Genomic DNA, 12,998 nt, shown 5'->3' with positions numbered 1-12,998 from the left:
ATCGGCGGGCGCGTCGCGACCCGCGACAGACGGCCCGCGAGGGGACGCCAGCCTCGCCGCCTCCGGTAGCCTGATGCACCGGGGGACCGACCCGGGTCACATGGACGCTACCATCGAGCGGTCGACGGTCGAGGGCCGGGCGCGCGCCCCGCCGTCGAAGAGCTACACGCACCGGGCGATCCTCGCCGCGGGCTACGGGACCGACGCCACGGTCCGGGACCCGCTCGTCAGCGCCGACACGCAGGCCACGCGCCGCGCCGTCGAGGCCTACGGCGGCGAGACCGCCCTCGCCGAGGACCGGTCGACCCTCGAAGTCGCCGGATTCGACGGACTCCCCGACGTGCCCGCCGACGTGGTCGACTGCGCCAACAGCGGGACGACGATGCGGCTCACCACCGCCACGGCCGCCCTCGCCGACGGCCTGACCGTCCTCACCGGCGACGGGTCGCTGCGCTCGCGCCCCCAGCGCCCCCTGCTGGACGCCATCGAACAGCTCGGCGGGCGGGCGGAGAGCACCCGCGCCAACGGCCAGGCGCCGCTCGTGATCGGCGGTCCCGTCGACGGCGGTACGGCCGCCATTCCGGGCGACGTGTCCTCGCAGTTCGTCACCGCGCTGCTGATGGCCGGCGCCGTCTCCGAGGACGGGATCACCGTCGACCTCGAGACCGAACTCAAGTCCGCGCCGTACGTCGACATCACGATCGAGGTGCTGGAGGCCTTCGGCGTCGAGGCCACCGAGACCGAAGCGGGGTACCGCGTCGAGGGCGGCCAGACCTACGCGCCCGAGGGCGGCGAGTACCACGTCCCCGGCGACTTCTCCTCGATGTCCTATCTCCTCGCCGCCGGCGCGCTCGCCGCGCCCGACGGCCTCGTCATCGAGGGCGCCTACCCCAGCGCACAGGGCGACGCCGCCATCGTCGACGTGCTCGAACGGATGGGCGCCGACATCGACTGGGACCGCGAGGCCGGCGAGATCGCGGTCTCCCGGTCCGACCTGACCGGCGTCGAGGTGAGCGTCGCCGACACGCCCGACCTCCTCCCGACCATCGCCGTCCTCGGCGCGGCCGCCGACGGCACCACCTCCATCGTCGACTGCGAACACGTCCGCTACAAGGAGACCGACCGCGTCAGCGTCATGGCCGACTCGCTGACGGAGATGGGCGCCGCCGTCGTCGAGGAACGCGACCGGCTCTCGATCCGCGGCGCCGAGACCGACCTCCGCGGCGCCACGCTCCCGGGCCGCGACGACCACCGGATCATCATGTCGCTGGCCGTCGCCGGCCTGGTCGCCGACGGCGAGACGACGATCACCGAGGCCGAGGACGTCGACGTGTCCTTCCCCGGCTTCTTCGACACGCTCGAATCCCTCGGCGCGATCGTCTCGAACTCCGACTGACGGTCACGCCGTCGACCGGCCGGTCGCCGACCGCCCGTCCGCGGACACGCCCGGTTCCGGGCGTATCGACCCCACGTCGCGCCGCCCCTTCCGATGTCGCGCATCGTCGAAGGTCACCGCGTCGTCGGGGAAGCGCCGCGGTCGCCCGCTCGTACTCGCTGCGCTCGATCCCCCCGGGTTGACCGACACCGCGACCGTCGTCCCGTCGAAGTCCCGCGATCGCATCCGCCTCGTCGCAACCGCGTCAGGGGAGAGACGGACCAGGAGTTGTACGTGCCGTCGCAGACCTCTCGGCGTCCGGTCGGTCCGTGACGGCTCCAAGGGCAATACTTTTCAAGGATATTACGTATTAGGTAGGTATGAATCGACGCCAGTATCTCGGGGCGTTCTGCGCGGGTCTGACACTCCCCGTTGCGGGCTGTTCCGCACTCGGAGACGACGAGGACGACATCAGTGACTCCGACGGTGACGGAGTGATAGATTCCGAAGACTACGCACCGAACGATCCGGACGTTCAACAGAAGAGCGATATTAACGGATCGACGGCGAAATCCGGATCCGGAGACCGATCGGAGGCCGAAACCGAGCCACCGAGCGATTCGACTCCGCGACCGACTCCGACAGCGTCCCCGACGAGAACGCCGACATCGACCCCGACGGCCACTCCGACATCGACCCCGACGAGAACGCCGACACCGACCCCCACTCCGACTTCGACGCCGGAACCGACGCCGACGCTTTCGGAACCCGTCCACTCGTTCGAGGTGAGCGACGAATACTGGCAGGGAGTCTCTTCGGTCACCGAGTACGGTGTCGACGAGGTCACCGTCGAGGTATTCGGGTCCGACGTAGGGGTCGACTATTCCGACGCACGGGTCGTGATGGACGTAGACGAGTTCCCCCGGGAGACGACCGTCGTGAGCGAACGCAGCGACCCGTTCACGCTCTCGACCGACGGGACGGCACTGACGGTGCCGGTGGAGCGGGATGCGCTCCCCACCGAGACGCGGCTGGAGGTCTCCGCGTATCTGATTCCGGACAAACCCGAAGATGAGATATCGGACGACGAGGTGGCGTATCTCATGTCGACCGATCCGTTCTCGTTGCGGAGCCCCGATTACGGGATGTCCCGCGACCCCCACCCCGAACGGCTGGAATCCGATTCGGGGGACGCCTTCGACCGGACGCTGATCGAGGGCGCCTATCAACTGGAGGTTTCCGGACGAACGGCCGGTGAAAACTGGTCTTCGGGGCTCATCATCTGGAAAGCAGCGTACGTCCGGGGCGTCGGGCGCTCCCGAGGGCGGTCGCGGTCCGAGTACGTCTCGTTCGAACTCACTGACGGTATCGGTGGCGAGTTGGCGGATCTCCTCGACGGGCACGCGGAGGAACACGGGTTCACCGACTCGCGGGAGAAAATCGACTTCGTCATCGACTACGTTCAGCGCCTCCCGTACGTGACCGACGACGTGAGCAAGGGGTTCGACGACTACACGAAGTTCGTCGTCGAAACGCTCACCGAAGCGGCGGGCGACTGCGAGGACACGGCGGTCATGCTGGCCTCGATACTCCAGGCGGAACCGTTCAACTACGACATGATACTCATCCAGCCACCCGGTCACATGGCCTGTGGGATCTATCAGGAGGAGCCCGAAGGATGGTACTGGGAACTCGACGGACGGACGTATTCGTACATCGAGTCCACCGCCGAAGGGTGGGGCATCGGCGACTGCCCGGAGGAGTACCAGGGCGAAGAAGCGACGCTGCATCAGGTGTAGAGCCAGCGCATCGCGCAACGGCTACCAACGGGACCTCAGTCGTCGGACTGGGCGGCCTTCGAGCCGAACTGCTCGCGGACCTTCTTCACCTTCGGCTCGGCGTGGAACTGGCAGTAGCGGTCGCCCGGGTTCTTCTCGTAGTAGTTCTGGTGTTTCTCCTCGGCGACCCAGAAGGTGTCCAGCGGCGCGATCTCGGTGACGATCTCGTCGTTCTCGTAGCTGTCGAACTCGCCGCCGCTCTGGAGGTTGTGGACGAACCGTTCGACGACCGCCTTCTGCTCGTCGTCGTGGTAGTAGACGGCCGAGCGGTACTGCGACCCCACGTCCGGCCCCTGGCGGTCCTCCGTCGTCGGGTCGTGGATGCGGAAGAACACCTCCAGCAGGTCCTCGTAGGCGATGGTATCGGGATCGTACTCAACCTGGACGACCTCGGCGTGACCCGTCGAGCCCGAGCAGACCTGCCTGTAGGTGGGATCCTCGGTGTCCCCCCCGGCGTAGCCGGAGGTGACGTCGCCGACGCCGTCGAGTTCCTCGAACGCCGCCTCGATACACCAGAAACAGCCGCCGGCCAGTGTCGCGGTCTCCGTGTCGGTCATTGTCGGGGATACGTGACGGAACCGTTTGAACCCAGCGACGGCCCGCGCGACTGCTCGCGACCGCGGCGGTCGCGGGGAGGAGCCGTCCCGACCGGGCCGAAGCACATACATGCGAGCGAGGTGCGTAGTCGGGTGTATGGCCTCCGAAGCAGCCGAGGGATACGACTACGTCGTCGACGCGGACGGGAACGGGGACTACGAACGCCTGCAGGCGGCGATCGACGGCGCGAAGTCGTTCCCGTCCGACCGCGTCTCGATCTTCGTCAGGGACGGGGTGTACGAGGAGAAGGTGCGAGTCCACGCCTGGAACACGAAGGTCGACCTGGTCGGCGAGAGCCCGGAGGGCACGATACTCACGCACGACGACCACTTCGACCGGATCGACCGCGGGCGCAACAGCACGTTCTTCACCTACACGCTGAAGGTCGACGGGAACGACTTCACCGCCCGGAACCTGACCGTGCGGAACGCGGCCGGGCCGGACGCCGACCAGGCCGTCGCGCTCCACGTCGAGGCCGACCGGGCCGCATTCGAGCGGTGCCGATTCGAGGGGAACCAGGACACGGTCTACGCCGCCGGCGAGGGGTCGCGACAGTACTTCCGCGACTGCCGCGTCGAGGGGACGACCGACTTCGTGTTCGGGGCCGCCACCGCCGTCTTCGAGGACTGCGAGATCCGCTCGAAGGCCGACTCGTACGTCACGGCGGCCTCGACGCCGCGACGCGAGCCGTTCGGCTACGTCTTCGACGACTGTGCGTTCACCGCCGAATCGGACGTCTCCGAGGTGTACCTGGGCCGGCCCTGGCGGGACCACGCCCACGTCGCCGTTATCCGCTCGCACCTGGGGTCGCACGTCCGCCCCGACGGCTGGCACGACTGGTCGCGCCCGGAAGCCCGGGAGACCGCCACGTACGTCGAGTACGAGAACGACGGCCCCGGTTCGGCGGATCCGGACGAGCGAGCGTCCTGGGCGAGCGAACTGACGGCGGCGGCGGCCGACCGCTACGCCGCGGAGAGCGTTCTCGGTGGGGGAGACGCCGGGGAGTCCCCCTGGTATCGAGTCGACGCCGAGTAGCCGCCCCGGCGTCGCCCCGGCCAGCGAACGGCGCGGCCACGCTCGCCCACATCTTCAGAACTATATGCCAGGGTCACTCACCCCGAGGTAATGAACGGTAACGAGTTCGGCCGGCTCTTCCGGTTCACGACGTTCGGCGAGAGCCACGGGGAGGCGATGGGCTGTACGGTGTCGGGCTGTCCGGCTGGGGTCGAGATCTCCGAGGAGGAGGTACAGAAGGAACTCGACCGGCGCAAACCCGGCCAGTCGATGATCACGACCTCCCGGGGCGAGCCCGACGAGGTCTCCATCAAGTCGGGGACCCTGGAGGGCTACACGACCGGGACGCCGATCGGCATGGTCATCCAGAACAAGGACGCCCGCTCGGGCAAGTACGAGCCGTTCATCACGGCGCCCCGTCCGTCCCACGGCGACTACACCTACTCCGCGAAGTTCGGCACGCGCAACTGGGGCGGCGGCGGTCGCTCCTCGGCCCGCGAGACCGTCAACTGGGTCGCCGCGGGCGCCGTCGCCAAGCAGGTTCTCGACCAGTCCGACCACGACGTGCAGGTCAAGGCGCACGTCAACCAGATCGGCGATATCACCGCCGAGGACGTGACCTGGGCGGACATGCTCGAACACACCGAGGAGAACGAGGTCCGCTGTGCCGACCCCGAGGTCGCCGAGGAGATGCGCGACGCCATCGACCGCTACCAGAACGAGGGCGACTCCATCGGCGGCTCGGTCTACTTCGAGTGTCGCGGCGTCCCCCGCGGCCTGGGCGCCCCCCGCTTCGACTCGTTCGCCGCCCGGATGGGCAAGGCGATGTTCTCCATCCCGGCGACGACGGCCGTCGAGTACGGTCAGGGCCGCGAGGCCCGCGAGACTCGCGGCATCGACCGCAACGAGGACTGGGAGTTCGACGACGGCACCCGCGACGACGTGGTCAGCGAGGCGGGCGACCCCGTCCCCGTCGGCAACGACCACGGCGGCCTCCAGGGCGGGATCACCACCGGCGAACCCGTCTACGGCGAGGTCACCTGGCACGCGCCCGTCTCCATCCCGAAGAAACAGGAGACCGTCGACTGGGAGACCGGCGAGACGAAGGAGGCCCAGGTCGTCGGCCGCCACGACCCGAGCCTGCCGCCCCGCGCCGTCCCCGTCGTCGAGGCGATGCTCCGCGTGACGATCCTCGACTTCATGCTGCTCGGCGGCCGCATCAACCCCGACCGCCTCGACGACCGGCCAGGTGAGTACGACACCGCCTACCATCCGGAGAGCCCGCAGAACGACCCCGACGACGCCGACACGATGACCGAGACGGTCGACGAGGACTGATGCGGGTCCAGCGACTAGGGAGCGACGACTGATGGACGCGCGCCAGGACGAACTGTCCAACCCCTTCGGGATGGACGAAGACTGCACGAACTGCCCGAAACTGGTCGAGACGCGCGAGCGGATCGTCCACGGCTACGGCGACGTGGGCGCCGACTTCGTCGTCATCGGCGACCAGCCCAGCGCGGCGGCCGACGAGACCGGCGTCCCCTTCGCCGGCGAGGGGTCGCTCGTGTGGGACATCCTCGACCGCGTCGGTCTAGTCGAGGGCGACCCCGGCGCCGCCGAACCCGAACCGGACGAGGTCTTTCTCACCTACGTGACCCGCTGCCGTCAGCCCGATCGGGCGGCCACCGACGAGGAGGTCACCGCCTGCGAGGCGTATCGCTCCAGCGAGCTCCGGATGATCAACCCCGAGATCATCGTGCCCGTCGGCCAGCGCGCCATCGAGGCGCTGGCCTTCCAGTACACCACCAAGAGCGAAGACGAACTGGACGTGCGGGAACTGCACGCGACGACGATGCGCGGTCGCGGCTTCGAACTCGTCCCCATGCTCGACCCGTCCGACCAGACGCCCGAACAGACCGAGGCGTTCGTCGAGCACTTCGCCGATCTGCTGGGGACGGACTACCGCCAGACGAAGGGACGCCAGGGCAGTCTGGAGACCGGCCGCGGCCCCGACGACGGGGAGTAACCGTCTCGCCTCTCCGCCGCTCGAACCGGCTCAGCCGCCGCGCTGCCAGTCCCGGTCGGCGAGGTCCTCCGCGGCCGCGGCGGCCTCCTTCCGGAGGTCGGCGACGTGATACACCACGTCGGTCAGTGTGACGATCCCGGCGACCGACAGCCCCTCGGTCACGACCACCTTCTTCACTCCCTCCTCGGCCATCGTCCGCGCGACGCGCTGGACGGTCCGGTCGGGGTCGGTCGTCACGAGCGGCGGATGGGCCAGGTCGCGGACGGCGATCTCGCCGAGGGACTGCCCCCGCTCGTGGGCCGCTTCGAGCGCGTCCGTCTCGGTGACGATCCCGGTGGGCGTCTCGCCGTCGACCACGACGACGCTCCCGACGCCTTCCGTGACGAGTTTCCCCACGGCGTCGTCGAGCGTCGCGTCGATGCCGACGGTCACCACGTCGGACGTCATCAGCTCTCGAACGAGCATCGGCTCAGTCGCCGATGTCGACGACGAGAACGGGCGTGTGTACGTCCTCGACGACGCGGTCGGTGACGCTCCCGAGGTTCTGCACGCGGTCGCGGCCGGTGCGGCCGTGGGTGCCCATCACCACGAGATCGATGCCCGCCTCGTCGACGTACTCGACGATTTCGCGGTGGGGGATGCCGTCACGCATCTCGGTCTCGACGGCGAGACCCTCGTCTTCGAGGTCGACCTCCAGGTCCTCGACGGCGCGCTCGCCCTCGACCTCCAGCGAGCGGACGATCTCGTCTTTCGTGTCCGCCTCGGCCGCGCGGTAGCGGCGGCTGTCGACGACGTACAGGACGTGGACCGTCGCGTCGTTGTCCCGCGCGATGGCGATCGCGTGTTCCACCGTCTCGGTCGTCCCCTTGCTCCCGTCCGTCGGCAACAGGATATCGTCGTACATACGCGAGCGTTAGTCGCCGGGGTAAATAGTGGTGGGTGGCGGTTCTCGCGGATGGAAACGCCCGAGCGCTCCCGCGGTCTCGGTCGGCGACGCCTCACCGCCCCGTGAAGTTCGGGTGGTCGCCGACGTGTTGCGGAAGGTAGCGCCGCTTTCGGGGGAGTCCCGCGGTCTCCTCGCGGACGCGCTCGCGCAGCGCCTCGGGCGTCAGCTCGACCTCGGTATCGTCGGCGCGGACGTTCACGTCTAACCGCCCGCTGTCGACCTCGCGGTCGCCGACGACGGCGTAGTAGGGCACCCAGTCGGTCTCGGCGCGAGCGATGCGCTTGCCGACCGTCTCCGAGCGGTCGTCCACGTCCGCCCGCAGGTCCGCCGCCGCCAACTCGTCGACCAGTTCGTCGCAGTAGTCGACGTGTTCCTCGCCGACCGGGACGAACCGGACCTGCGTCGGCGAGAGCCACGTCGGCAACCGCGGCGTGTCCATCGTCGCCGTCTCCTCCAGCAGCGCGGCGACGACCCGCTCGATCCCGCCCGACGGCGAGTAGTGGAGGATCGGCGGATGGTGGCTCCCCTCGGCGTCGGTGTAGGTGATGTCGAACCGCTCGGCGCTCTCCACGTCGATCTGGACGGTCGGGTTCTCGATGGGACGGCCGAGCCCGTCGATGGCCGCGAAGTCGATCTTCGCCGACCAGTAGTGGTGTCGCTCGGGGATGATCTCCAGGAGGGTGGGCTTGTCGAGTTGGGCGACGACCTCGGCGACCCACGCCTCGTTGGCTTCGTAGAACTCGCGGGTCACTCGCAGCGCGGGCTGGTACTCCAGCCCGAGGTCGTCGCTCGTGCGCAGCGAGAGCTTCGCCTGCCGCAGTAGTTCCCGGCGAGCGCCGTCCATATCCGCCGTCGCGGTGTGCATGTCCGGCATCGTGAACGACCGCAGCCGCTTGAGCCCCGTGACCTCGCCCTTCTGTTCGCGCCGGAAGGAGTAGGTCGACAGCTCGTAGATCCGCAGCGGCAGGTCACTCTCTGCGATGTGCATGTCCCGCATGATCGAGAACTGGCCGAAGCAGGCCGCGAACCGGAGCATCATCCGGCGGTCGCCCGACTCGAAGCGGTACTGGCGTTCCCCGAACTTCCCGGCGTGTTCGTCGATGGCGCGGGCGCCCAGGTCGTACATGACCGGCGTCTCGACGGGCATCCCGCCGTAGTCGACGACGAGGTCGTTCACGTACTCGACGAGCGAGTCCCGGACCAGCTTCCCCCGGGGGTACCACCGCAGGTTCCCCACGTCCGACAGCTCGTCGTAGCCCGCCAGCGACTTCTCGCGCATGAGTTCGACGTGGGGCGGCTCCTCGCCGGGCGAAGCGGTCACGCCCTCGACCTCGCTCTCGACGAACGCCCGCATGTCCTCGCTCACCGCCGACTTGGCCGCGACCGCGTCCTCCGCGGTGCCGTCGGGCCACAGCATCCGCCACTCGCTGGGTTCGCGGTCGGGCTCTCCCTCGCCGTCCCCCGCTCCGGCGGCACCGCCGGCCTCGTCTCGGTGGGCCGAGACGTGTCGGGAGAGTTCGGAGAGCGGGTGGCCCTTGCAGGCCACCTCGAAGGCCTTGTACCAGCCGAACGGCGCCCGCAGGACCTCGTAGCCCTCGCCTTCGAGTTCGGACTCCAGATCCCGCATGACGGCCTTGGCGGCGTCGGGGCTCGCCAGGTCGTCGCTGAGGTGGGCGTAGGGGTACAGCACCACCCGGTTCGTGTTGAGTTGTCCCGTCACGTCCCGGAGTTCGTCGGTCGCGTTCGCGACGACGCCGTCGAGGTCGGCCTCGTCGTCGGACTCGACGCTGACGAACGCCGTCACGCACTCCTCCATGCGTCCCTCCATCGGGACGCCCTCCGTCTCCGCGAGGTCGTCGGGACCGGCCTCCTCGCGGGCCTCGAACTCCAGGTGGTCCGAGTGGACGAACAGGAGTCGCATACCGAACGGTGGCGACCTGCGGGCAAAAGTGTGCTGGCGGGATCACTTCGAGTCCCCCGGCGGTCGCCCGGTGCCCGCTCGATCCCGCGACGGTCACCCCGTTTTATGAGCGACCGCGAGAGTCGGGTGACATGGTCCTCGGGCTGTCGACGGGTGCGCTGGTCGTCTTCGCGCTGATCGCCGTCGCGCTCGGGCTGTTCGTCTCCGAGTGGTTACCGCCCGACATCACCGCTATCGGCGTCCTCGTCGCGCTGGCCGTCCTCGAACCGTACACCGGCGTCACGGCGGGCGAGGCCATCCAGGGCTTCGCCAGCCGCGCGACGGTGACGATTCTGGCGATGTACATTCTCAGCGCCGGCGTCGAGCACACCGGCGTCGTCGACTACCTCGGCGCCGTCCTCGAGGAGGTGACCGGCGGCGACGAGACGCGCCTGCTCGGCGCGACCGTCGGCGTGACCGGTCTCTCGGCGGGCATCGTCAACAACACGCCCGTGGTCGCGGTGTTCATCCCGATGATCACCGGCCTCTCCGAGCGAGCGGGCATCTCGCCGTCGAAGCTGCTGATGCCGCTGTCGTTCGCGGCGATGCTCGGCGGGACGCTGACGCTCATCGGCACGTCGACGACGCTCCTCGCGAGCGACCTCTCCCGGGACCTCCTGGGCCGCCCCATCTCGATGTTCGAGATCACCCCGGTCGGCGTCGTGGTCCTCGCGGTCGGCCTCGCGTACCTGATGACCGTCGGCCGCTGGCTCGTCCCCGAGCGCGTTCCCGCCGGCGCGGACTTCACCGACGAGTTCGGCCTCGACCGCCACCTCAGCGTGCTGGTCGTCCGCGAGGACTCGCGACTGATCGACCGCACCGTCGCCGAGGCGCTCGATGACGGGGCGCTGGACGGTATCGGCGACGACGGAGCGATCGCCGAAGCCGACGCGACCGGCGACGCGGCGTCCGCATCGGGACGGGAACCGGCCGATGCGACCGCGGCCGCGGTCGACGCCGACGCGAGGGACGACCGCGCGGACGACGTGGACGTGCTCCAGGTCGAGCGCGACGGCGAGGCCTACGTCGCCAGCGCGAGCGACCAGGCGGTCGCAGCCGGCGACCTCCTCACCGTGCGCGGGAGTCTCCAGGCCGTCAACGACTTCGCGGACCGCTACGGGCTCGCCCAGCGGTCCCGCGAGGACGTCACCGAACAGCGCCTCGCCGCCGCGCCCCACGGCGCGACGCTCGTCGAGGCCGTCGTCCACCCCGAGTCCCGTATCGCCGGCCGGACGGTCGGCGACCTGCAGTTGCGCGAGCGGTTCGACACGACCGTCCTGGCGCTCCGGCGCGGCGACGACCTCAGGCGCGAGGACCTCGAGGCGGTCGAACTCCAGTCCGGCGACGCCCTCCTGGTCCAGACGACCGCGACCGCGGTCGACTACTTCGAGGAGGCGGACTACCTCGTCGTCACCGAACGCGCAGTCTCGGCGGACGGCGACGGGACCGAGGGATCGGACGCTCCGGACGACGAAGCGACGGTCGCCCCGGGCGGCGAAACCGGACCGCCGGCCGCCGACGCGACGGGCCCGGGGCTCGGTCCCCGCGCACCCGTCGCTATCGGCGTGCTCGCGACCGTCATCACGCTGGCCGCCACCGATCTCGTCCCGATCACGATCGGCGCGCTCGGCGGCGTCTTCGCGCTCGTGGCCACCGGAACGATCACCGCCAACCAGACCTACGACGCCGTCAACTGGAGCGTCGTCTTCCTCCTCGCGGGCCTGTTGCCGCTCGGCGTCGCGATGCAGGCGACGGGGGGCGCCGCCGCGATCGCGGGAGCGCTCGTCGGCGCCGGCGAGGCGCTCCCCCCGGTCGTCCTGCTGGGGATCGTCTACCTCCTCACCGCCGTCGTCGCCGCGATCATCACGCCCGTCGCCACGGTCGTCCTGATGATCCCGATCGCGGTGAGTACCGCGCAACAGCTCGGGTTCGACGGGTTCCCCTTCCTGATCGCGGCCACGTTCGCCGCCGCGAACGCGTTCGTCACCCCCATCGGCTACCAGACGAACCTGATGGTGTACGGCCCCGGCGGCTACAAGTTCACCGATTACGCCCGCGTGGGCGCGCCCCTCCAGTTGCTACTGACCGTGGTGACGACGCTCGCGATCGCGACGATGTGGCCGCCCTGAAAACACCTGCGGGGACCGCCGCGCGGACCGACCGCGCTACTTCTCGTCTTCCTTGAGCTCTTCCAGCTCGGCCTCGACCTCCGAGTCGTCGACGGAAGCCTCCTCGCCGTTGGCGTCCACGTCGGTGTCGACATCCATGTCGACCTCGGCGTCCTCGCTCGCGGTCTCGGTCGAATCGCTCTCGCCGTCGGAGCCGCCGCCCGACGCGCTCGCGCTCGCGGTCTCCTCGCTGGTCTCAGTCGTCCCCTTGCCCATCTCCCCTTTCAGCGTGTCGAGTTCGGCGTCGACGGAGCTGTCGGTGCTGAGCTGTTCGAGCTCGCGGTCGATGTCGTCCTTGTCCGAGAGCACGTCGTCGAACGCGCCGCTCTCCTGCAGTTCGTCCATCGCCTGCGAGCGGGCCTCCATGTCCTCCGTGCGCTCCTCGGCGCGCTCGATGGCCCGACCCACGTCATCGAACTCGTCGCCGGCGCCTGTCATCGCCTCCGAGACCTTGGTGCTGGCCTCGGCCGCCTCGTAGCGGGCCTTCATCGTCTCCTTTTTCGTGCGGAACTCCTCGATGCGGCTCTGGAGGGTGTTCTTCTGCTCGACGAGCCGGTCCTGCTGGTTCTGTAGCTCGGCGATCTGGGTCTCCAGCCCCTCGATCTGGCTCATCTTCTGCTTTTTCTTCTCCAGGGCCTTGCGCGCCAGGTCGTCGCGGTCCTGCTGGACGGCCTCGCGGGCCTGTTCGTTGTGCTTCTCGACGTTCTCCTCCAGCCGGCGCTTCTGGATCTCGAGTCGCTTCTTCTGGGTGGTCAGGTCGGCGATGCCCTGCTTGACGTCCTGCAGCTGGTCGCGCAGTTGCTCGTAGGAGTAGTCGAGCGTCTCGGAGGGGTCTTCGGCCCGGTTGAGGACCGCGTTGATCTTCGACCGGACGACGTACGAGGCGCGCGAGATGATTCCCATACCCCCCGCTTTGTGCCCGAGCCTTTAATTGTTTTTCAGCCACACAGCGGCTCGTTTCGGGCCTGGGCGTCCGGGCCGAATCCCCGGTTGTTCCCCCGGAGTCGGCGAGCGGGACCGCCGACCGGACGTGTTGTCACAGCGGTGTAAATTCCGTCCCGTTCGGGAGGA

The 12,998-nt window shown here is 69.2% G+C and carries 13 protein-coding genes; 6 read left to right on the top strand and 7 right to left on the bottom strand.

Annotation, left to right across the window (positions count from 1 at the left end):
• The first annotated feature begins 100 nt into the window (after positions 1 to 100).
• Positions 101 to 1,396 (top strand): 3-phosphoshikimate 1-carboxyvinyltransferase, encoded by a 1,296-nt coding sequence (aroA, locus tag HZS55_RS13490; RefSeq protein ID WP_179908181.1) that lies wholly within the window; start codon positions 101 to 103, stop codon positions 1,394 to 1,396.
• A gap of 3 nt (positions 1,397 to 1,399) precedes the next feature.
• On the opposite strand, the gene HZS55_RS13485 is transcribed toward aroA, so the two are convergent.
• Together HZS55_RS13485 and HZS55_RS13480 are read right to left on the bottom strand one after the other, a co-directional pair.
• Positions 1,400 to 1,621 carry a hypothetical protein gene (locus HZS55_RS13485; RefSeq protein ID WP_179908180.1) on the bottom strand — a complete coding sequence of 74 codons (222 nt, stop codon included), beginning with the start codon at positions 1,619 to 1,621 and terminating at the stop codon, positions 1,400 to 1,402.
• Positions 1,622 to 1,910: 289 nt separating this feature from the next.
• Positions 1,911 to 2,198, bottom strand: a complete 288-nt coding sequence (locus HZS55_RS13480; RefSeq protein WP_179908179.1) for a hypothetical protein — start codon at positions 2,196 to 2,198, stop codon at positions 1,911 to 1,913.
• Positions 2,199 to 2,277: 79 nt separating this feature from the next.
• Between HZS55_RS13480 and HZS55_RS13475 the strand changes: the two genes are divergently transcribed.
• Entirely contained in the window at positions 2,278 to 3,174 is an 897-nt protein-coding gene (locus HZS55_RS13475) for a hypothetical protein (RefSeq protein WP_179908178.1), read from the top strand.
• A 35-nt stretch (positions 3,175 to 3,209) separates the two neighbouring features.
• On the opposite strand, the gene msrA is transcribed toward HZS55_RS13475, so the two are convergent.
• Entirely contained in the window at positions 3,210 to 3,770 is a 561-nt protein-coding gene (gene msrA, locus HZS55_RS13470; RefSeq protein ID WP_179908177.1) for a peptide-methionine (S)-S-oxide reductase MsrA, read from the bottom strand.
• A 136-nt stretch (positions 3,771 to 3,906) separates the two neighbouring features.
• Here msrA and HZS55_RS13465 point away from each other — a divergent pair, with 136 nt between their 5' ends.
• The 3 genes from HZS55_RS13465 (at position 3,907) to HZS55_RS13455 (ending at position 6,853) form a co-directional block, all read left to right on the top strand.
• Positions 3,907 to 4,845 carry a pectinesterase family protein gene (locus tag HZS55_RS13465; RefSeq protein ID WP_179908176.1) on the top strand — a complete coding sequence of 313 codons (939 nt, stop codon included), beginning with the start codon at positions 3,907 to 3,909 and terminating at the stop codon, positions 4,843 to 4,845.
• Positions 4,846 to 4,935: 90 nt separating this feature from the next.
• Positions 4,936 to 6,162 carry a chorismate synthase gene (gene aroC, locus HZS55_RS13460; RefSeq protein WP_179908175.1) on the top strand — a complete coding sequence of 409 codons (1,227 nt, stop codon included), beginning with the start codon at positions 4,936 to 4,938 and terminating at the stop codon, positions 6,160 to 6,162.
• Between the two features lie 31 nt (positions 6,163 to 6,193).
• Positions 6,194 to 6,853, top strand: coding sequence for a uracil-DNA glycosylase (locus tag HZS55_RS13455; RefSeq protein ID WP_179908174.1), 660 nt, complete (start codon positions 6,194 to 6,196; stop codon positions 6,851 to 6,853).
• A gap of 30 nt (positions 6,854 to 6,883) precedes the next feature.
• On the opposite strand, the gene HZS55_RS13450 is transcribed toward HZS55_RS13455, so the two are convergent.
• The 3 genes from HZS55_RS13450 to HZS55_RS13440 form a co-directional block, all read right to left on the bottom strand.
• A complete protein-coding gene (locus HZS55_RS13450) occupies positions 6,884 to 7,300 on the bottom strand; it encodes a CBS domain-containing protein (RefSeq protein WP_246308256.1) in 417 nt (138 codons plus the stop codon).
• Between the two features lie 22 nt (positions 7,301 to 7,322).
• Positions 7,323 to 7,757 (bottom strand): universal stress protein, encoded by a 435-nt coding sequence (locus HZS55_RS13445; protein WP_179908172.1) that lies wholly within the window; start codon positions 7,755 to 7,757, stop codon positions 7,323 to 7,325.
• 94 nt (positions 7,758 to 7,851) lie between these two features.
• A complete protein-coding gene (locus HZS55_RS13440; RefSeq protein WP_179908171.1) occupies positions 7,852 to 9,720 on the bottom strand; it encodes a threonine--tRNA ligase in 1,869 nt (622 codons plus the stop codon).
• A gap of 131 nt (positions 9,721 to 9,851) precedes the next feature.
• On the opposite strand from HZS55_RS13440, the gene HZS55_RS13435 reads away from it, so the two are divergent.
• Complete coding sequence (locus HZS55_RS13435) at positions 9,852 to 11,888, top strand: SLC13 family permease (protein WP_179908170.1); 2,037 nt, start codon at positions 9,852 to 9,854, stop codon at positions 11,886 to 11,888.
• A 36-nt stretch (positions 11,889 to 11,924) separates the two neighbouring features.
• Here the strand turns inward: HZS55_RS13435 and HZS55_RS13430 are convergent, their stop codons facing one another.
• Positions 11,925 to 12,830 (bottom strand): PspA/IM30 family protein, encoded by a 906-nt coding sequence (locus HZS55_RS13430; RefSeq protein WP_179908169.1) that lies wholly within the window; start codon positions 12,828 to 12,830, stop codon positions 11,925 to 11,927.
• Positions 12,831 to 12,998 lie beyond the last annotated feature (168 nt).

The sequence above is a fragment of the Halosimplex rubrum genome, assembly GCF_013415885.1.
Taxonomy (GTDB): domain Archaea; phylum Halobacteriota; class Halobacteria; order Halobacteriales; family Haloarculaceae; genus Halosimplex; species Halosimplex rubrum.
This window is presented reverse-complemented; position numbering and strand designations above follow the sequence as displayed.

Coding starts and splice junctions, on each gene's coding strand:
- HZS55_RS13455 (WP_179908174.1), top strand. CDS start 6,194: ATGGACGCGCGCCAGGACGAACTGTCCAACCCCTTCGGGATGGACGAA.
- HZS55_RS13475 (WP_179908178.1), top strand. CDS start 2,278: ATGGACGTAGACGAGTTCCCCCGGGAGACGACCGTCGTGAGCGAACGC.
- HZS55_RS13485 (WP_179908180.1), bottom strand. CDS start 1,621: ATGCGATCGCGGGACTTCGACGGGACGACGGTCGCGGTGTCGGTCAAC.
- HZS55_RS13440 (WP_179908171.1), bottom strand. CDS start 9,720: ATGCGACTCCTGTTCGTCCACTCGGACCACCTGGAGTTCGAGGCCCGC.
- HZS55_RS13465 (WP_179908176.1), top strand. CDS start 3,907: ATGGCCTCCGAAGCAGCCGAGGGATACGACTACGTCGTCGACGCGGAC.
- aroC (WP_179908175.1), top strand. CDS start 4,936: ATGAACGGTAACGAGTTCGGCCGGCTCTTCCGGTTCACGACGTTCGGC.
- HZS55_RS13430 (WP_179908169.1), bottom strand. CDS start 12,830: ATGGGAATCATCTCGCGCGCCTCGTACGTCGTCCGGTCGAAGATCAAC.
- HZS55_RS13445 (WP_179908172.1), bottom strand. CDS start 7,757: ATGTACGACGATATCCTGTTGCCGACGGACGGGAGCAAGGGGACGACC.
- msrA (WP_179908177.1), bottom strand. CDS start 3,770: ATGACCGACACGGAGACCGCGACACTGGCCGGCGGCTGTTTCTGGTGT.
- HZS55_RS13450 (WP_246308256.1), bottom strand. CDS start 7,300: ATGACGTCCGACGTGGTGACCGTCGGCATCGACGCGACGCTCGACGAC.
- aroA (WP_179908181.1), top strand. CDS start 101: ATGGACGCTACCATCGAGCGGTCGACGGTCGAGGGCCGGGCGCGCGCC.
- HZS55_RS13435 (WP_179908170.1), top strand. CDS start 9,852: ATGGTCCTCGGGCTGTCGACGGGTGCGCTGGTCGTCTTCGCGCTGATC.